Here is a 17854-nt window from a genome sequence, read left to right on the forward strand (position 1 = left end):
CGGCCGGTAGCCTTTGCGCGAACAGCACACCGCCGGACCACACACAGGTGCGGTCGGGACTGACGGAGAGGGCTGCAACGTTATGGAAGAGCCGCGTCGCCTCGGCGGCCGGTACGAGCTGAGCCACGTGCTCGGCCGCGGTGGCATGGCCGAGGTCTACCTCGCCCACGACACCCGGCTCGGCCGTACCGTCGCCGTCAAGACCCTGCGCGCCGACCTCGCCCGCGACCCGTCCTTCCAGGCCCGGTTCCGGCGCGAGGCCCAGTCGGCCGCGTCGCTGAACCACCCCGCGATCGTCGCCGTCTACGACACCGGCGAGGACTACGTCGACAACATCTCCATCCCGTACATCGTGATGGAGTACGTCGACGGTTCCACGCTGCGCGAGCTGCTGCACTCGGGCCGCAAGCTGCTGCCCGAGCGGACGCTGGAGATGTGCATCGGCATCCTCCAGGCCCTGGAGTACTCGCACCGCGCCGGCATCGTGCACCGTGACATCAAGCCCGCCAACGTGATGCTGACCCGTACCGGTCAGGTGAAGGTCATGGACTTCGGCATCGCCCGCGCCATGGGCGACTCCGGCATGACCATGACGCAGACGGCCGCCGTCATCGGCACCGCCCAGTACCTCTCCCCGGAGCAGGCCAAGGGCGAACAGGTCGACGCGCGCTCCGACCTCTACTCCGCGGGCTGCCTGCTCTACGAGCTCCTCAGCGTCCGGCCCCCGTTCGTCGGCGACTCTCCGGTGGCCGTCGCCTACCAGCACGTACGGGAAGAGCCCCAGCCCCCGTCGAACTTCGACCCCGAGATCACGCCCGAGATGGACGCCATCGTCCTCAAGGCACTGGTCAAGGACCCCGACTACCGCTACCAGTCGGCGGACGAGATGCGCGCCGACATCGAGGCCTGCCTCGACGGCCAGCCCGTGGCCGCCACCGCCGCCATGGGCGCGGCCGGCTACGGCTACCCGCACGAGCAGGGCCACGGCTACGGCCCGCAGGGCTACGACCAGCCCACCGCCGCCCTGCGCACCGCCGACCCGGGCGCCCAGACGTCGATGATGCCGCCCATGCCCCCGGGCGACGGCGGCTACGGCTACGGCGACCAGGGCCACGGCGGCTACGACCAGGGCTCGAACCGCCGCCAGAGCCAGAAGAAGAGCAGGGCGTCCACCGTGCTGCTCGTGGCGGCCGGCCTCCTCGTCCTGGTCGGCGCGATCCTCATCGGCCGCTCCCTCTTCGGTGACACCGCGGACAACCGGCCCACCGTGCCCAAGGTCGTCGGCCAGTCCCTGGAAGAGGCGACGAAGAGCGTCGTGAACTCCAAGCTCAAGATGGTCAAGGGCGCCGACCAACCCTGCGACGACCAGCCCAAGGGCAACGTCTGCAAGCAGGACCCGGCGGCCGGTCTCAAGGTCGACGAGGGCTCCACGGTCACGTTGACCATCTCCTCGGGTGCTCCGAAGGTCTCCGTCGTCGACGTGCTCAACATGAAGTACGAGGAGGCCGAGAAGGCGCTCAAGGACAAGGGCTTCCAGGTCGACCGCAAGACCCAGGAGTCCGACCGCACCCCGGGGACCGTGCTGGAGCAGAACCCGAAGCCCGGCTCCGAGGCGGAGAAGAACAGCGTCATCACGCTGACGGTCGCCAAGGAGCAGTCCAAGTCCGAGGTCCCCGAGCTGAAGGGCAAGACCAAGGACGAGGCGGAGAAGGCCCTCAAGGCAGTCAACCTGCGGCTCGGCAGCGTCACGGAGTCCGAGCAGCCGGGAGCAGCTCCGGGCACGGTCGTCTTCCAGCAGTTCGCGGCGGGCCAGCAGCTCGAGCAGAACAAGACGGTGAACATCACCATCGCCAAGGCAGCGCAGGCGACGGTCGTCCCGAACTTCGCCGGCCGGACCCTGGGCCAGTACAAGAACGACCTGCAGCGCGCCAACCTTCGGCTCGGCATCGTCACCGGGCCGTCGGACGACAACGCGATCGTGATGGGCACCGACCCGCAGCCGGGTACTCCGGGCACCTCGGGACAGGCCGTCAACGTGTTCACGATGGCCGGCCAGCAGGACGGCGGCAACAACAACGGCGGTCTCTTCGGAGGCCTGACCGGCGGCGGCCGCCGCTAGCACCCGCCTCGCCGACTGCGGCGAAAAGGTCCGGCCCCTCGGTGTAGGGGGGCCGGACCTTTTTCATGCGCCCCTGCGACACGAACGACGCCAGACGGCCGTCTGCGGGCCTGTCCGGGGCTCATGGGGCCCCTGGGGCATCCGGGGTGCCGCAGTCGCTCTCGGGGCTGTCCGCGACCTGTTCCGGGCCTGCCTCAGCGCAGCTCCGCCGGAGGCGTCCGCTTCGCGTCCACCTTCTCCGTACGGACCAGCTCGCCCCAGACGACGTACCGGTACTTCGAGGTGTAGACCGGTGTGCACGTGGTGAGCGTGATGTACCGGCCCGGGGCGGTCTTGCCGGACTCCTTGGGGACCGCAGTGATCACGTCGGTGTTGTACTTCGAGGTCTGGCGCAGCTCGGCGAAGACCTTGTAGACGTACCAGGTGTCCCGGGTCTCGAAGACGACCGCGTCGCCGTTCCTCACCTTGTCGATGTTGTGGAACTTCGCCCCGTGCCCGTCGCGGTGCGCGGCGAGCGAGAAGTTGCCCTTCTCGTCCCACGGCAGCGCCGACTTCACCGGCTCCGTGTAGTAGCCGGCCACGCCGTCGTCGAGGATGTCCGGCGCCGTGCCCGCCTTGACGAGCACCTCGCCGTTCTTCATGGCGGGCACGTGCAGGAAGCCGACCCCGCCCCGGGTGTCGAGCGCCCCCGGGCCTGCCTGCTCGGGGGCCTGCTCCTGCCAGTGCCGGCGGATCTCGTCGCCGCGCGCGGCGGCCTGCCGGTCCGCGAGGACGTTCGTCCACCACAGGGAGTAGGCCACGAACAGGCCCAGCACCAGGCCTGTCGTGATCAGGACCTCGCCCAGCAGGCTCAGGAACCCGGCGAGCACACTGCGGCTGCCGGCGGACGGGGCCGCGGCGCGGCGGCTGGCACGAGACACTGCTTGATTCGTCCTTACTGGGTCAGCGCGGGCGGCGGGCCCTGGCTGCGGGGGCGTTCCTCGGTCATCCTGCCCCATACGATCATCCGGTAGGTGCTGGTGAACTCCGGGGTGCAGGTGGTCAGCGTGATGTACCGGCCCTCGGAAGTGAACCCCGAACCCTCCGGCACGGGCTTGATCACCCCGATGTTCGTCGGCGGCGTCTGCGCGAGCGACGAGGTCATCTCGTACGTGTAATAGGCGTCCCGGGTCTCGACCACGACGGGATCCCCGGGCACCAGCCGGTTGATGTACCGGAACGGCTCCCCGTGCGTGTTGCGGTGTCCGGCCACCGCGAAGTTGCCCTGCTTGTCGGCCGGCATCGCGGTCTTCAGCGCGCCTTCGCCGTAGTGCCCGACCATGCCCCGGTCCAGGACCTTCGTCTTGCTGATGCCCTCGGCCACCGGGACCTTCACGTCCAGCTTGGGGATGTGCAGGATCGCGAAGCCCTGGCCCGGCTCGAAGGCCGTGGCGGGCGGTGCGGCGGCACCGCCGTCCGGCTGCCTCTCCCAGGTCTGCTGCAGGGAGCCGGCGGCGCCGTTCGCCGTCCGTTCCGCCACGAGGTTCGTGTACCAGAGCTGGTAGGCGACGAACAGCAGCATCACCAGGCCCACCGTGATGAAGAGCTCCCCGCCCAACCGGCTCGCGATGACCGCCGGGCCGCCGGATGCCGGCCGCTTGCGCCGCCGCCCGCCCCGCCTCCGGGTGTTCCTGGCGGCCCGTTTCGCGGCCTCCTGAGCTGCCCTGCGTCGCGCGGCCCGGCCCTCGGTGGGCGCGGACGGCGCGACCGTCGTCACGCGACGGCCTTGCCCACCACCGGGGCCAGCCCCACCGAGCGCTCCACCGCGCCGGCGTCACCGCACCGGACCAGCCAGTTCGCGAGCATCCGGTGACCCCATTCGGTCAGCACCGACTCGGGGTGGAACTGCACACCCTCGACGTCGTGCTCCCGGTGACGCAGGCCCATGATGATCCCGTCCTCGGTCCGGGCCGTGACCTCCAGGACGTCGGGCAGGGTCTCGGGCTCGGCCGCGAGGGAGTGGTACCGGGTCGCGGTGAACGGCGAAGGCAGGCCTTCGAACACGCCGAGGCCCCCGTGCACCACGGGCGAGGTCTTGCCGTGCAGCAGCTCGGGGGCCCGGCCCACGACGCCGCCGTAGGCGACCGTCATCGACTGCATGCCGAGGCACACGCCGAAGACGGGGACGCCGGTGTCGGCGCAGTGCCGGACCATGTCGACGCAGACGCCGGCCTCCTCGGGGGTGCCCGGCCCGGGGGAGAGCAGTACGCCGTCGAATCCGTCCTGTGCGTGCGCGAGGGCGACCTCGTCGTTGCGCAGCACCTCGCATTCGGCTCCGAGCTGGTAGAGGTACTGGACCAGGTTGAAGACGAAGCTGTCGTAGTTGTCGACCACCAGAATGCGTGCGCTCACGGAGTGGCTCCCGATCCCTCGTCCACCGTCACATCGTTGAACGGAAGGAGCGGCTCGGCCCACGGGAAGACGTACTGGAACAGCACGAAGACCACGGCGAGGACCAGTACGAGGGAGATCAGCGCGCGTACCCACGCGTTGCCCGGCAAGTGCCGCCAGATCCAGCCGTACATGCCGCCTGATTCCTTTTCGTCCACATTCGTCCAACGCACCGCTGGGGCGGTACGCCAACAGACTAAAGGCAGCGGCCCGGCGGAGGGGGTCACCTGGACGAACCCCCCGGCCGGCCCTGGCCGGCGGAACGCGTCCCGGTCAGTTCCGCCCAGACCACCAGCCGGTGGCTGTGCCCCCATTCCGGGTCGCAGGTGGTCAGCGTCAGGTACCGGCCCGGTGCCGTGAACGGGGACTTCCGCGGGAGCGGATCGACCACCCCGATGTCGGTGGGCAGGGTGCGCAGGGGCCCGCCCCGGATCGTGTACGTGTACCAGGTGCCCGCGTCCTTGAGGATCACCTCGTCCCCCGGGCGCAGCTTCGGGAAGTCCTTGAAGGGGTCTCCGTAGGTGCGGCGGTGGCCGGCCACCGAGAAGTTCCCGACGGCTCCGAGGCGGGCTGTGGCGGCGTAGTGACCCAGGCCCTTCTTCAGCAGCTCGGGGTCCGTGCCCTCCAGGACGGGCCGGACCCAGTCCGGCCCGAAGCGCGGGACGTACATCTCGGCGAAGGCCCGGCCCGCCGGGTAGCGCGGTTCCTCCGGGGCGGCGGACGCGGCCGGGCCGGGGGCCGCGGCCGGGGCACCCTGCGGTGCGGAAGCCGCCCAGCCGTCGCGCAGGCGGGCCATCTCGCCGTCCGCGGCCCGGTCCGCCTTCACGCCGGTCCACAGCAGGACGTAGGCGACGAAGAGCACGATCAGCGTGCCCGCCGTCAGGCACACCTCGCTGAACGTCCGTACCGCCAGGCGCAGTACGGCGTCGGGACGGACCCGGTCACGGGGTGGTGCCCACCGGCTTCGCATAGTGGAGGTCCACTGTGCCGGAGTAGGGGGGAAGTGTCAGCGCCTTGTGCTCGTCCACTTTCCAGCCCAGACCGTAGGCGTTCACGTACGCCTGGTAGTTCTGCAGGGCCGGGGAGGCGGCGAGGGCCTTCTTCAGCGCCGCCGGGTCCCCGACCGCCGAGATCTTGTACGGGGGCGAGTAGACGCGGCCCTGGAGGATCAAAGTGTTGCCCACGCAGCGCACCGCACTGGTGGAGATGAGCCGCTGGTCCATGACCTGGATGCCCTCGGCGCCGCCCTGCCACAGGGCGTTCACCACGGCCTGGAGGTCCTGCTGGTGGATCACCAGGTCGTTGGGCTGCGGCTCGGGCACGTTGGGGATGCGGGCGGTGGCGTTGGGCGGGGCGTCGTTGAGGGTGACGGTCAAGCCCTTGCCGGAGAGCTCCTCGGTGCCCGAGGCCGCGCGCAGGGCGGCAAGCTTCTCGTCCTGCGCCGTGGTGCTTCCGTCGTCGCGGTCGGCGAGGGCGTCCACGCGGCGGCGGGCCGCTCCGGTGCTCTCCTCCAGCTCCGCGTTGTCCTGGCTGCGTTCCTTGATGAGGTCGGACAGCTTGAGGAGGGAGGCGTCCGTCCGGATGTTCGTACCCTTGGAAGTGTTGAAACTGGTGACGAAGAGCAGCCCGGCCAGGGCGAAGACGGCGGCCGTCAGCAACCGGGCCGGCCTGGCCCGCCGACGGGGACCCGCGGAGGAGTCGTCTGAATTGCTCAACGTACCCTTCTCCTTCAACGCCACAGGTCCACTACGCTAACGGACGCCCGGGGCAGGCAAGGTCCCCAGCGCATCGACAGGAGAGCCCCTCGTGCCGAAGTCACGTATCCGCAAGAAGGACGACTACACGCCGCCGCCCGCGCGGCAGCCGCAGAACATCCGGCTGACGAACCGCAGCTGGGTCGCCCCGGTCATGCTGGCGTTCTTCCTGATCGGACTCGCGTGGATCGTCGTCTTCTACGTGACCGAGACCCAGCTGCCGGTCGAGGCTCTGGGCAACTGGAACATCGTGGTCGGTTTCGGCTTCATCGCGGCGGGATTCGGCGTATCCACGCAGTGGAAGTAGCACCCGGCAGCCTCTGACGGAAGCTCTCCCCATGAGTTATCCACAGCGTCATCCACACCTGAGGAAAAGACAGAAGATCTGTGGATAACTCTGTGGAGAGTTGACGCCGGTGTGATCAGGTGAGTTCCGCCGTACGGAGCATGATCAGGGCTGCTGCCAGCAGAAACACCACCGCACAGGTGCCCCATTGGACGAGTGCGCGATGCCTGGCGGCGGTCGGCGTGAGCATGCCCAGCCCGACGACGGCACCGGTGATCAGCCCGCCCACGTGGGCCTGCCAGGACACGTTCAGGGTGCCGCCGAAGGGGACGAAGGTCAGCACCAGCATCAGCACGACCATGACGATCACCGGCCGCATCTCGTACCGCAGCCGCCGCGCCAGCACCACCGTGGCGCCGAGCAGGCCGAAGACGGCTCCGGAGGCGCCGAGGGTCGGGGTGTTCGGCTCCGTCAGCAGGTAGACGAGGGCGCTGCCGCCCAGGCCCGAGAGCAGGTAGACGGCAAGGTAGCGGGCCCGGCCCAGGGCCGCCTCCAGCGGGCCGCCGATGACCCACAGGCCGATCATGTTGCCGACGATGTGCCACCACTCGACGTGCAGGAACACCGAGGTCAGCAGCCGGTGGTACTGGCCGGTGGAGACCCCTTCCAGCGGGGCGCCGAAGTACTCGACGTAGCGGCCGAGCAGCTCGAGCTGGATCACGATCGTCGGGGCCGCGAGCCCGGCGAGGAACACCGCGACGTTGATCCCGATGAGGATCTTGGTGACCAGGTGGGGGTCGTCGGCGACCACCCCGCCCGCGATGGTGCGCGGCGCGTTGGCGGCGGGCCGGTGCCCGGTCCCGGAGCCCTCGCGGACGCAGTCGGGGCACTGGAAGCCCACCGAGGCGCTGATCATGCAGTCCGGGCAGATGGGGCGCTCGCAGCGGGTGCAGCTGATCCCCGTGTCGCGGTCCGGGTGGCGGTAGCAGCCCGGCAGACGGTCGGTGTCCATCGGTCCCCTCGGTCGGCGGCGGGGCAGGGCGTGTGCACCCCGCCGGTCCGGTACGTATCCAGTACGGACGGGCGGGGCGGAAAGGTTCCCGGGGGGCCGGGGCGGAAAGGTTCCCGGGGCGCGGGGCCCCGAGCCGGACGGGGCGGACCGGTCCTCAGCGCTTCTCGACGACGACGGACTTGATGATCACGTCCTCCAGCGGCCGCTCGGTGCGCGAGTTGGTGGCGCTGGCGGCGATGGCGTCCACGACCTTGCGGCTCGCCGGGTCGGCGACCTCGCCGAAGATGGTGTGCTTGCGCGTCAGCCAGGCGGTCGGGGCGACGGTGATGAAGAACTGCGAGCCGTTGGTGCCCGGGCCGGCGTTGGCCATGGCGAGCAGGTAAGGCTTGGTGAAGGCCAGGTCGGGGTGGAACTCGTCCGCGAACGCGTAGCCCGGGCCGCCGGTGCCGTTGCCGAGCGGGTCGCCGCCCTGGATCATGAAGCCGCTGATGACGCGGTGGAAGACGGTGCCGTCGTACAGCGGGTCCGTGGTCTTCTGGCCGTCCGTGGGACGGGTCCACTCGCGGGCGCCCGTGGCGAGCTCGACGAAGTTCCGGACGGTCTTCGGCGCGAAGTTCTCCAGCAGCTCGATCTCGATGTCGCCGTGGGTGGTCTTCAGGGTGGCGTAGAGCTTCTCGGCCACGGATCTGCCTTCCATAGTCATCACTGTCGGTCCAGATGGTCGCACGGAGCGCTCCGCAGCACTGAAATCGTCCACCCGTATGCCCTGTCACGCATGCCTGTCGACGCAATGGCAGGCATGATCCGACAAAGGGTGGAAAGGTGAACTGTGTCCGCCACCGAGGAGGAGGATCCCGTGACCGGCAAGGACAGCGCGCGCCTGGCAGCGGAGAGCGCCAGGGAGAGTGTGCGGTACGCGGCTGAAATGGTGGCGCCGTACGCGGAATCCGCCAGGGACGCTGCGGTGCACTACGCGCACGAGGCCAATGAACGGCTGACGCCGATGGTGTCCCAAGCGGCCACCGGGGCCGCGCGCCAAGCCAGGATGACCTACGACTGCCATCTGCATCCGCGTCTGAAGGCGGCGCGGGCGCACGTGCCGCCACCCGTGGACCGGGCTGCGACGAAGGCGGTCCACCAGACGCGGCTGGCGGCCCGTCAGGCGGCCGATTACACGCAGCCGAGGATCGAGAGCGCCATCGCGGCGGCCACGCCCGTGGCCGAGGAGGCCGCGTCGCGCTCGACCGCGGCACTGGCGGCGCTGCGCGGCCAGGTGACGGCCAAGGAAGTGCAGAAGCTCGTGCGCAAGCACGAGCGGGCACGCCGCCGCGGCCAGGTGCTGCGCGGGGCCGCGCTCGTCGGCCTGCTCGCGGCCGGCGCCTACCTGGCGTGGCGCTGGTGGGACCAGCAGTCCAACCCGGACTGGCTGGTCGAGCCGCCCGCGGCGACCGAGCTGTCCGACCGCGACGCCGCGCCGGCGAGCTTCGACGAGGAGCTGGCGGAGAAGGAGCGCGAGGCGGACGCGGGCCCGGAGCCGGGCTCGGCCCCGTAGGCCGCCCCGGGGCGGTCGACGAGTGACGGGCAAGGGCCCGGTCCCCGAGGGGAACGGGCCCTTGCCCGTGTCGTTCAGGACGGGAGCGTCAGCACCGCGCCCGGCGGTACGAGGTCGGGGTTGGCGCCGATGACACCTCTGTTCATGGCGTAGAGCTCGCGCCAGCGCGCTTCGTTGCCGAGTTCACGGCCGGCGATCGAGGCCAGTGTGTCCCCCTGCTTGACGGTGTAGGTGCGCTTCTTCGCGGTGGGTTGCGGCTTGGCCACCGGGGCCGCGGGCACCGCCTTGTGCGCGGCCGAGTGGGGCGTGGGGGTGTGCGCCGCCCCCGTCGGGGTGGACGGCGGCGAGGGCTTCGGCATCGCGGCGGGCCTGGGCGGTGCGGGCACCGCCTTGTGCGCCGCGGAGCCGGGGGTCGGGGTCGCGGGGGCGGGCCTGCGCTCGGGCGGGGCGGCGGCCGCCATACGCTCGGCGGCGGCCCTGGTCGCCGAGGCGGCGTCGGCCGCGGCGCTCCTGACGGGGCCAGGCCCCTTGGCCGCCTGCTGCACCTGAGTCTGCGCTTTCTCGGCGTTCTCGTGCGCCTTCTTCTTGTCGGACTTCAGGAAGTCGAAGAGTCCCATGTCTGTACGCCTCCGGCGTGAGGGGTCCCCCCTGTGTCGATGCCCTTCCTCCACTGTCCGCCACCATGCGGCGGGCGGCCCAGCGACGGGGCCGTCCGGGGGACGCGGCCGCGGGCACGCACTGGGAAGGCCCGGGCCCTGCATGTGCGACACGACGGAACCCCCCGAGCGCGGCCCCGGACGCCTCGGTCCCCGGCGGCCTGCCGCCCCACCGGGTCCCCCGCACCGCCTTCGAATGTGCCGCCGCGCTGCGGATCCGCTGACGAAAGGCCTCGGCAGCGGTGCGGCGGCAGCCGCCGGGCACGCACGCTCACCGAGGGCCGCCCCCTGCCCGTGGCGGTCAAACCGGCGGACACGTCGGAGTGTTGCCGGCTCTACCGGTGCACCTCGGTCGTCGCCCTTTTCGGTATCGCCCTTTTCGGTATCGCCCGCCCCTCCGCGAGGTGAGGGCCTCATTCCACGCCGCCGCCCGGTGGACCGGGGGAGGAACTGCGGCCCCGGACGATCAACTCCGTTGCGGGCCCGGTCGGTAGCCGGCCGGCCGCAGCCGCGGGAGCCGGAGGTCGGGGGCGGCCCGGTCGAGGGATCTGCACCGCGGGCCCCGCCCGGGACCTGGCGGGGCATCTCGGGGAGGGACGGTCGGGCAGACCTTCGGTGCCCCCGGGCCCCCGCCCGACGTACGACCGGGCAGGCACCCCGCGCCAGGACATGAAAAAGGCCCCCCGACAACGTTTCCGCAGGTCGGAGGGCACTTCACTGTGGAGCCTAGGAGATTCGAACTCCTGACATCTGCCTTGCAAAGGCAGCGCTCTACCAACTGAGCTAAGGCCCCATGGAACTGGACACACCGGTCCCGTGGGAGGGATGTGGTCGTTCCGCAGAACAGAGTACCGGGTTTACCCCCTCATCTCGCAAAATGATAGGGACTCCCGCCTTGCGACCACTCTCCGTAAGATGCTCGCGAGGTTCGCACCAGCGAAGGGGAGTAGTAAGAGTGGACGCAGTGCAGCAAGAGGCCACGGCCAGAGCCAGAGAGCTTCAGCGCAGCTGGTACGGAGAGCCGCTGGGAGCGCTCTTCCGCAGGCTCATAGACGACCTGGGCCTCAACCAGGCCCGGCTCGCTGCCGTACTCGGACTGTCGGCGCCCATGCTGTCCCAGCTGATGAGCGGCCAGCGCGCCAAGATCGGAAACCCTGCCGTGGTCCAGCGCGTCCAGGCCCTCCAGGACCTCGCCGGACAGGTGGCCGACGGCAGTGTCAGCGCGGCGGAAGCGGCCGACCGCATGGACGAGATCAAGAAGACCCAGGGCGGATCCGTCCTCAGCAGCAGCGGCCAGACCACCACCGGTTCCGGCGCCCCCACCGTCAAGCGCGTGGTCCGCGAGATCCAGTCGCTGCTGCGCTCGGTCTCCGCGGCCGGCGACATCATCGACGCGGCCAACAGCCTCGCTCCCAGCCACCCGGAACTGGCAGAGTTCCTCCGTGTGTACGGGGCGGGCCGCACCGCGGACGCGGTCGCCCACTACGAGGCGCACCAGAACTGACACGCACGAGGACGGACAACGGGTGACGGGGGACGGGCGCAGCGATGGGTGAGGTCTTCGCCGGCCGGTACGAGCTGATCGATCCGATCGGGCGCGGTGGCGCGGGTGCCGTATGGCGGGCCTGGGACCACCGCCGCCGCCGGTATGTCGCCGCGAAGGTACTCCTGCAGAGCGACGCGCACACGCTCCTGAGGTTCGTACGGGAGCAGGCGCTGCGGATCGACCACCCGCACGTACTGGCTCCTGCCAGCTGGGCGGCCGACGACGACAAGGTCCTGTTCACCATGGACCTGGTCGGCGGCGGCTCCCTCGGCCACGTGATCGGGGACTACGGCCCCCTACCGCCCCGCTTCGTGTGCACCCTGCTCGACCAGCTCCTGTCGGGCCTGGCGGCCGTGCACGCGGAAGGTGTCGTGCACCGCGACATCAAGCCGGCCAACATCCTGCTGGAGGCGACCGGAAGCGGGCGGCCGCACCTGCGGCTGTCCGACTTCGGCATCTCCATGCGCAAGGGCGAGCCCCGCCTGACCGAGACCGACTACGTGGTCGGCACGCCTGGTTATTTCGCACCCGAGCAACTCATGGGTGCGGAGCCCGACTTCGCCGCGGACCTCTTCGCCGTCGGGCTGGTCGCGCTGTACCTCCTCCAGGGCTGCAAACCCGACTCGCAGGCCCTGGTGGACCACTTCCTCGCCCACGGGACCCCGGACGCACCGCACGGCGTCCCCGGCCCGCTCTGGGACGTCGTCGCGAACCTCCTGCAGCCCAACCCCCAGAACCGATTCCGGACCGCCACGGGGGCGCGCAAGGCCCTTGCCGGGGCCGTGGAGCTGCTGCCCCCGCCCGCCCCGGACGAGGATCCGGTGGAGGTGGTCGACCAACTCGGTCCGCTCCCGCCCGGATTCGGCCCCGACGGCCCGACGGGAACGGCTGCGTCCGCGCCCGCCGCAGCGGCAGCCGTCGCCCCGCAGCCGCCCACGGCGGGCGCTGCCGTACCCGGCGGATCCGCCGTCACCCTGGCCTCGGAGCCCACGCGCACCGACCCCCGCGGCGCCTCCGCCACCCCGCCCCCGGTCCCTCGGCAGGCCGCCGCCTCCGCGGTCCACGCCGCCCCGTACGGGCCCTCGTACGGCCCCTCGGAGACGGGCAGCTTCCACCTGCCGCCGCCGGCCGTGGCCGGGACACCGGGGGCGCCGGCCGCAGCGGTCCCGGCAGCACCCGCAGCGGTCCCGGCCGCGCCGGTCGGGAAGCGCGGCGGCATCGCCCCGCCCCCGCCGAAGGCGGTGGCCTCACTGCTCGCCGCGGCGCTGCTGTGCTTCGCGGTCGGCGTCTGGGCCCTCAGCCGGCTGTAGCGCCGCGCCCCCGCCGGCCGAGCAGGACCCAGCCGCCCAGCACCGCCAGCAGCAGCGTCCCGGCGCCGAAGCCGGCGCCCGCCACGACGCGCATCAGCGAGCGGGTCCCGGCCGCCTCGACGGCCTCCGGGGCCGTGAGCCCCTCCCGCGCCGCCGTCCGGTCCGCAGCCCCGACCCCGATCCCGCCCGCGGCCGGATCCTCCTTGTACGCGGGCCCCTTGGCCGGCGTACCGGTGACCTCCAACCGCAGCGTCAGCGGGACGGGTACCGCGTCCTCGGTGAAGTCGGCGACTTTCGCGCCCATCGTCACGGCGACGTAGTACCAGCCCGCGACGCTCACGGGCTGGGTCTCACGGTCACCGGAGAAACGGTTCCCGTAGTCGACCGGCGGGGTCTTCTCCAGGACGACCCCGGCCTGTACGCCGTCGTAGGACACGTCCTTGCCCGAAACCGGGCTCCGGAACGGGTTGTAGAGGGTGACGCTCAGTCCCCCCGAGGCGGAGGTGAAGTCCTTGGTCTTCTTCGCGGCGGAGAGCTCGGCGCCGAGGCCGAGCCGCTGCCCCCAGTCGAGGGGGACGCGGTACCAGCGGGTCTGCCCGGGACGCATCTCGTCGCGCCACACGCCGGCGCCCAGGGCCCGTGCGTCGTTGAATCCCGTGCCGCCGGCCCGGCCCACCGCTTCGGTGCCGGGCAGGGACGGGGCTTGCGTGGGCCAGCCGCTGGGTGCGGTGGTGGGGGCGCCCGGTCCTCGGCCCGGTTCGCGCTGGACCTTGAGTTCGAGCGGCCAGGGACTCTGGTCGGAGCCCTTGGCCGAAGTCCGGGTGACCTTGGCGTAGTACACGCCGGCCGGCGCGCAGTCGTCGTCCTCGGCCCCCCTGCGGACCCCGGCGGCGGCGAGGGGCACCGCGTCGTAGCCGAAGGTCGCCCGGCCCGTGCTCGCCGGACAGGAACGCCCGGCGGTGGTCATGATCTCCACCTCGACTCCGTCGCTGCCGGAGACCTTGGCGCCCGCCGGGGGGCGGAGCACGGCGGAGACGTAGGCGTTGGAACCGTCCTGCTCCAGGACGAGCCGGTAGACGCGGTCTCCGGGCCCGATGGTGTCCTCGTAGGTGTGCCCGGCCTCGATGAGCGGGGCGTCCGCCGTGGAGGGCTTGCCCTCGACCTTCCTGGCGCCGTCGGCGGCGCGGTAGGCGGGCAGCGGCCCGGGCGCGCCCACCTCGGCGTACGCGGTGACCGGCACGCCGGCCGCCACCATGCCGAGGGCCGCCGCCCACACCGTCGTCCGTACCCGACCCATCACGCCCACCCCGCGTTTGCTACCGCAAGCCAAATCTTTGCAAAACGTAATTTTTTGTCACAGAACAGCACAAAGCCCCGGCCGCAGCGGCAGCCGGGGCTTCATGAACTCAGCCTTCGGTCTCACACACCGGAACCAGAGGGCACGGAGTCGGTTGCCTCCGTCCACAGGTCCTGCTCGGCGCGGTCCGCCTGGATCTGGCGGTACACGAGGAGCCCGCCGATGGCGGCCAGTGCGACCAGGAGCAGCTTCTTCACCGCGCGACCTCGTCTTTCGTTGACGTAGGGGACTTCTGGCGCCCAACAATACACACCGACCGATACCGATCGGTGACCTGGCGGCCCGCCAACTGGCCCAACGAAGAAGACCCCCAGGCCTTCGGCCTGGGGGTCTTCGACACTGTGGGGCTAACAGGATTTGAACCTGTGGCCTCATCCTTATCAGGGATGCGCTCTAACCAACTGAGCTATAGCCCCTCCGCGCTGCGCGCTGACTCCTGAAGGTTAGCGCACAGACCCGGTCAGGCCAAAATCGGTTCCCGGGGGGCGTCTGCGCAGGTCATCCGACCCATCACCGACGCTTGTCCGGAAGGCCTACTCGTCCTCGGCGAGGGTGAGCTCGACGCCGCCGACGAATCCCGCCGACAAGTTGTAGATGAACGCGCCCAGCGTCGCCAGCGCCGTCGCCAGCACGACGTCGATCACGGCGATCACCGACGTGAAGATCAGTACGCGCGGCAGCGAGAGGAAGGACTGGAGGTCGAAGCCGTTGCTCTCGTTCGAGCCGGTCGCCTCGCTGATCGTGCCGCCGACGGTCGAGAAGACGCCCATCGCGTCCATGACCATCCACAGCACCGCCGCCGCCACGATCGTGCAGACGCCCAGCGCGATCGACAGCAGGAAGCTGACCTTCATCACCGACCACGGGTCCGCCTTGGCCACCCGCAGCCGCGCCTTGCGCGTCCTGGGCGTCGTACGGACCTGCGTACGCGGCTTGCGCTGGGTGGCGGCCGCACCGCCCGCGCGCGGGGCACCGGGGCCCGAGGGCGCCGAGTACGCCTGCGGCGGCTGGTACGGCTGCGCGGGCTTGTCCATGTCCGTGCCGACAGCGGGCTCGGCCTCGGCCGGCGCCTGCGGTCCTCGGGTGTCCGTCACGGTTCCCCCCTGGGAGTCCGCGGCGGGGCCACGGGCACCGTTCGCTCCAGTCTTGGCCGGTCCGGCGCCCGTGGCTCCACTCACGACTTACTCCTCGTGCTCCCCGGCCGAAGGCTGCGTGCCCTCGGCGGCCTCGGCGGCCGGTGCGTCGGCCGCCTCGGTCTCGTTCTCGTCGACCTCGACCTCGTCAGCTTCCTGACCGGCCTCGGCGTTGCGGGCGATGCCGACCACGGCATCGCGCTTGCCCAGGTTGATCAGCTGGACGCCCATGGTGTCACGGCCGGTCTCCCTGACTTCATTGACGCGCGTACGAATCACACCACCGCTGAGCGTGATGGCGAGAATCTCGTCCGTTTCGTCCACCACGAGCGCCCCGACGAGCGACCCGCGGTCCTCCACGATCTTCGCGGCCTTGATGCCCAGACCGCCACGGCCCTGGACGCGGTACTCGTCGACCGCCGTCCGCTTGGCGTAGCCGCCGTCGGTCGCGGTGAAGACGAACGTACCGGGCCGGACCACGCTCATGGAGAGCAGTTCGTCTCCTTCGCGGAAACTCATGCCCTTCACGCCGGAGGTCGCGCGGCCCATCGGGCGCAGCGCGTCGTCGGTCGCCGTGAAACGGATCGACTGCGCCTTCTTGCTGATCAGCAGCAGGTCGTCCGCGGCGGACACCAGCTCCGCGCCGATCAGCTCGTCGTCGCTGCCGTCCTCCGTCTCGCGCAGGTTGATGGCGATGACGCCACCCGAACGGGGCGAGTCGTAGTCCTTGAGCGCCGTCTTCTTCACCAGACCGCCCTTGGTGGCCAGGATCAGGTAGGGCGCCGCGTCGTAGTCGCGGATGGCGAGGATCTGCGCGATCTTCTCGTCCGGCTGGAAGGCCAGCAGGTTCGCCACGTGCTGCCCGCGCGCGTCACGGCCGGCATCCGGCAGCTCGTACGCCTTGGAGCGGTAGACCCGGCCCTTGTTGGTGAAGAACAGCAGCCAGTGGTGCGTGGTGGAGACGAAGAAGTGGTCGACCAGGTCGTCCTGCTTCAGCTTCGTGCCGCGCACGCCCTTGCCGCCGCGCTTCTGCGAGCGGTAGTCCTCGGTCTTGGTGCGCTTGACGTAACCGCCGTGCGTGATGGTGACGACGATGTCCTCTTCGGCGATCAGGTCCTCGATGGACATGTCACCGTCGAAGGGCACCAGCTTGGAACGCCGGTCGTCGCCGAACTTCTCGACGAGCGCGGCCAGTTCCTCGCTCACGATGGAGCGCTGGCGGTCCTCGGAGGCCAGGATCGCGTTGTACTCGTTGATCCGGGCCTGCAGCTCGTCGTGCTCGGCGACGATCTTCTGCCGCTCCAGCGCCGCGAGGCGGCGCAGCTGCATCTCGAGGATCGCGTTCGCCTGGATCTCGTCGATCTCCAGGAGGCCCATCAGGCCCTCGCGCGCGATCTCGACCGTGTTGCTGCGCCGGATCAGCGCGATGACCTCGTCGATCGCGTCCAGCGCCTTGAGCAGACCGCGCAGGATGTGGGCGCGCTCCTCCGCCTTGCGCAGGCGGAAGCGCGTGCGCCGGACGATGACCTCGATCTGGTGCGTCACCCAGTGGCGGATGAAGGCGTCGATCGACAGGGTGCGCGGCACGCCGTCCACCAGCGCCAGCATGTTCGCGCCGAAGTTCGTCTGCAGGTCGGTGTGCTTGTAGAGGTTGTTCAGCACGACCTTGGCGACGGCGTCGCGCTTGAGCACGATCACCAGGCGCTGACCGGTCCGCGAGGAGGTCTCGTCGCGGACGTCCGCGATGCCGCCGATCTTGCCGTCCTTGACGAGGTCGGCGATCTTCTGCGCCAGGTTGTCGGGGTTGGTCTGGTACGGAAGCTCCGTGACCACCAGGCACTGGCGGTTCTGGATCTCCTCGACCTCGACCACCGCGCGCATCGTGATGGAGCCGCGCCCGGTGCGGTACGCCTCCTCGATGCCCTTGCGGCCCACCACGAGGGCGCCGGTCGGGAAGTCCGGGCCCTTGATGCGCTCGAGGAGCGCGTCCTGGAGCTCCTCGTGCGTGGCCTGCGGGTGCTCCAGCGCCCACTGGGCACCGGCCGCGACCTCGCGCAGGTTGTGCGGCGGGATGTTGGTGGCCATGCCCACCGCGATGCCGGCGCTGCCGTTGACCAGCAGGTTCGGGAAGCGCGCCGGGAGGACCGTCGGCTCCTGGTTGCGGCCGTCGTAGTTGTCCTGGAAGTCGACGGTCTCCTCGTCGATGTCCCGGAGCATCTCCATGGCCAGCGGCATCAGCTTGCACTCGGTGTAGCGCATGGCGGCCGCCGGGTCGTTGCCTGGGGAGCCGAAGTTGCCGTTGGAGTCCACCAGCGGCATGCGCATCGACCACGGCTGGGCCAGACGGACCAGGGCGTCGTAGATGGAGCTGTCACCGTGCGGGTGGTAGGTGCCCATGACGTCGCCGACGACGCGGGCGCACTTGTAGAAGCCCTTCTCGGGCCGGTAGCCGCCGTCGTACATCGCGTAGAGCACACGACGGTGGACGGGCTTGAGGCCGTCCCGAACGTCGGGCAGCGCACGCGAGACGATGACGGACATCGCGTAGTCGAGGTAGGAGCGCTGCATCTCTGTCTCGAGCCCGACGGGCTCGATGCGAAGCTGCGGCTCCTCGTCCGCGGGGTTCTCTGCGGTGGGGGTGGTTTCGTCGGCCATTGCTGGTCAGAAATCCTTTCAGGCGGCGGTCAGCGTCGGGCCGA

The 17854-nt window shown here is 70.7% G+C and carries 17 protein-coding genes, 2 tRNA genes and 1 pseudogene; 5 read left to right on the top strand and 15 right to left on the bottom strand.

Annotation, left to right across the window (positions count from 1 at the left end):
• The first annotated feature begins 82 nt into the window (after positions 1-82).
• On the top strand, positions 83-2119 hold the full coding sequence (pknB, locus tag ACZ6JS_RS11855) for a Stk1 family PASTA domain-containing Ser/Thr kinase (RefSeq protein ID WP_469297491.1): 2037 nt from the start codon (positions 83-85) through the stop codon (positions 2117-2119).
• Positions 2120-2313: 194 nt separating this feature from the next.
• Here pknB and ACZ6JS_RS11860 read toward each other — a convergent pair whose 3' ends face one another.
• The 6 genes and pseudogenes from ACZ6JS_RS11860 to ACZ6JS_RS11885 all read right to left on the bottom strand — a co-directional run bounded on the left by ACZ6JS_RS11860 (position 2314) and on the right by ACZ6JS_RS11885 (position 6264).
• On the bottom strand, positions 2314-3039 hold the full coding sequence (locus ACZ6JS_RS11860; protein ID WP_469297492.1) for a class E sortase: 726 nt from the start codon (positions 3037-3039) through the stop codon (positions 2314-2316).
• A gap of 14 nt (positions 3040-3053) precedes the next feature.
• Positions 3054-3734: pseudogene (locus tag ACZ6JS_RS11865) on the bottom strand (class E sortase); the annotation flags it as partial.
• A 137-nt stretch (positions 3735-3871) separates the two neighbouring features.
• Entirely contained in the window at positions 3872-4510 is a 639-nt protein-coding gene (locus tag ACZ6JS_RS11870) for an aminodeoxychorismate/anthranilate synthase component II (protein ID WP_030839242.1), read from the bottom strand.
• Positions 4507-4683 (bottom strand): hypothetical protein, encoded by a 177-nt coding sequence (locus tag ACZ6JS_RS11875; RefSeq protein ID WP_030011120.1) that lies wholly within the window; start codon positions 4681-4683, stop codon positions 4507-4509. Before ACZ6JS_RS11875 ends, ACZ6JS_RS11870 begins: the two co-directional genes overlap by 4 nt.
• 89 nt (positions 4684-4772) lie before the next feature.
• Positions 4773-5519: a class E sortase gene (locus ACZ6JS_RS11880; protein WP_469297493.1), complete on the bottom strand. Its 747-nt coding sequence runs from the start codon at positions 5517-5519 to the stop codon at positions 4773-4775.
• On the bottom strand, positions 5491-6264 hold the full coding sequence (locus ACZ6JS_RS11885) for a DUF881 domain-containing protein (RefSeq protein ID WP_469297494.1): 774 nt from the start codon (positions 6262-6264) through the stop codon (positions 5491-5493). Before ACZ6JS_RS11885 ends, ACZ6JS_RS11880 begins: the two co-directional genes overlap by 29 nt.
• Before the next feature lie 91 nt (positions 6265-6355).
• Here ACZ6JS_RS11885 and crgA point away from each other — a divergent pair, with 91 nt between their 5' ends.
• Complete coding sequence (gene crgA, locus ACZ6JS_RS11890; RefSeq protein WP_350990365.1) at positions 6356-6610, top strand: cell division protein CrgA; 255 nt, start codon at positions 6356-6358, stop codon at positions 6608-6610.
• A gap of 115 nt (positions 6611-6725) precedes the next feature.
• Here crgA and ACZ6JS_RS11895 read toward each other — a convergent pair whose 3' ends face one another.
• Complete coding sequence (locus ACZ6JS_RS11895) at positions 6726-7601, bottom strand: rhomboid family intramembrane serine protease (RefSeq protein WP_469297495.1); 876 nt, start codon at positions 7599-7601, stop codon at positions 6726-6728.
• Between the two features lie 154 nt (positions 7602-7755).
• Positions 7756-8283 carry a peptidylprolyl isomerase gene (locus ACZ6JS_RS11900; protein WP_469297666.1) on the bottom strand — a complete coding sequence of 176 codons (528 nt, stop codon included), beginning with the start codon at positions 8281-8283 and terminating at the stop codon, positions 7756-7758.
• Positions 8284-8430: 147 nt separating this feature from the next.
• Between ACZ6JS_RS11900 and ACZ6JS_RS11905 the strand changes: the two genes are divergently transcribed.
• On the top strand, positions 8431-9153 hold the full coding sequence (locus ACZ6JS_RS11905; protein ID WP_469297496.1) for a DUF5324 family protein: 723 nt from the start codon (positions 8431-8433) through the stop codon (positions 9151-9153).
• Positions 9154-9227: 74 nt separating this feature from the next.
• Here ACZ6JS_RS11905 and ACZ6JS_RS11910 read toward each other — a convergent pair whose 3' ends face one another.
• Together ACZ6JS_RS11910 and ACZ6JS_RS11915 are read right to left on the bottom strand one after the other, a co-directional pair.
• Complete coding sequence (locus ACZ6JS_RS11910) at positions 9228-9770, bottom strand: LysM peptidoglycan-binding domain-containing protein (protein ID WP_469297497.1); 543 nt, start codon at positions 9768-9770, stop codon at positions 9228-9230.
• Positions 9771-10529: 759 nt separating this feature from the next.
• Positions 10530-10602: transfer RNA gene (locus ACZ6JS_RS11915), tRNA-Ala, on the bottom strand.
• Between the two features lie 162 nt (positions 10603-10764).
• Between ACZ6JS_RS11915 and ACZ6JS_RS11920 the strand changes: the two genes are divergently transcribed.
• Both ACZ6JS_RS11920 and ACZ6JS_RS11925 read left to right on the top strand, forming a co-directional pair.
• A complete protein-coding gene (locus ACZ6JS_RS11920; protein ID WP_031156000.1) occupies positions 10765-11313 on the top strand; it encodes a helix-turn-helix domain-containing protein in 549 nt (182 codons plus the stop codon).
• Positions 11314-11357: 44 nt separating this feature from the next.
• On the top strand, positions 11358-12665 hold the full coding sequence (locus tag ACZ6JS_RS11925; RefSeq protein ID WP_469297498.1) for a serine/threonine-protein kinase: 1308 nt from the start codon (positions 11358-11360) through the stop codon (positions 12663-12665).
• On the opposite strand, the gene ACZ6JS_RS11930 is transcribed toward ACZ6JS_RS11925, so the two are convergent.
• From ACZ6JS_RS11930 to gyrA, 5 genes are all read right to left on the bottom strand, one after another.
• Positions 12652-13962, bottom strand: a complete 1311-nt coding sequence (locus tag ACZ6JS_RS11930; RefSeq protein ID WP_469297499.1) for a hypothetical protein — start codon at positions 13960-13962, stop codon at positions 12652-12654. The two genes, ACZ6JS_RS11925 and ACZ6JS_RS11930, sit on opposite strands and share 14 nt — an antisense overlap.
• A gap of 122 nt (positions 13963-14084) precedes the next feature.
• Positions 14085-14219: a DLW-39 family protein gene (locus ACZ6JS_RS11935; RefSeq protein WP_208809277.1), complete on the bottom strand. Its 135-nt coding sequence runs from the start codon at positions 14217-14219 to the stop codon at positions 14085-14087.
• Between the two features lie 145 nt (positions 14220-14364).
• Positions 14365-14438: transfer RNA gene (locus ACZ6JS_RS11940), tRNA-Ile, on the bottom strand.
• Between the two features lie 117 nt (positions 14439-14555).
• Positions 14556-15116: a DUF3566 domain-containing protein gene (locus tag ACZ6JS_RS11945; protein WP_469297500.1), complete on the bottom strand. Its 561-nt coding sequence runs from the start codon at positions 15114-15116 to the stop codon at positions 14556-14558.
• Between the two features lie 87 nt (positions 15117-15203).
• The gene (gyrA, locus tag ACZ6JS_RS11950) at positions 15204-17810 is read right to left on the bottom strand and encodes a DNA gyrase subunit A (RefSeq protein ID WP_469297501.1); all 2607 of its coding nucleotides are present in this window, start codon (positions 17808-17810) and stop codon (positions 15204-15206) included.
• Positions 17811-17854 lie beyond the last annotated feature (44 nt).

It is taken from the genome of Streptomyces sp. NPDC046349 (assembly GCF_055587885.1).